Source organism: Cognatishimia sp. WU-CL00825 (genome assembly GCF_040364665.1).
Lineage (GTDB): Bacteria > Pseudomonadota > Alphaproteobacteria > Rhodobacterales > Rhodobacteraceae > Cognatishimia.
On sequence record NZ_BAABWX010000017.1, the window covers coordinates 1 to 421 of the forward strand.

The 421-nt window shown below is 57.2% G+C and carries 1 protein-coding gene; it reads right to left on the bottom strand.

Annotated features, from left to right (window positions below; genetic code table 11):
- A partial coding sequence (locus ABXG94_RS17800; RefSeq protein WP_353536334.1) for a GTP-binding protein occupies window positions 1-421 on the bottom strand: 421 nt, incomplete at both ends.

Sequence of the window (421 nt, forward strand, 5' to 3'; positions counted from 1 at the left end):
TGGCTGTGGGATATACTCGTCAACTGCGGCCATCAACTCGGCGATTTTCTCTTTGCCGATGTTGTCGTCACGGTCTTCCAAAGCGGCCAGCGCAGAACCCGCGATGATCGGAATATCGTCGCCTGGGTAATCATAGTCAGACAGCAGCTCGCGGATTTCCATTTCAACCAGCTCAAGCAGCTCTTCGTCGTCGACTTGGTCCACTTTGTTCATGAAAACAACCATGGCCGGGATGCCAACCTGACGGCCGAGCAGGATGTGCTCGCGGGTCTGTGGCATGGGGCCGTCAGCGGCGTTCACAACCAGGATCGCGCCGTCCATTTGCGCCGCACCGGTGATCATGTTTTTCACGTAGTCCGCGTGACCTGGGCAGTCAACATGCGCATAGTGGCGCGCGTCGGTTTCATACTCAACGTGGGCA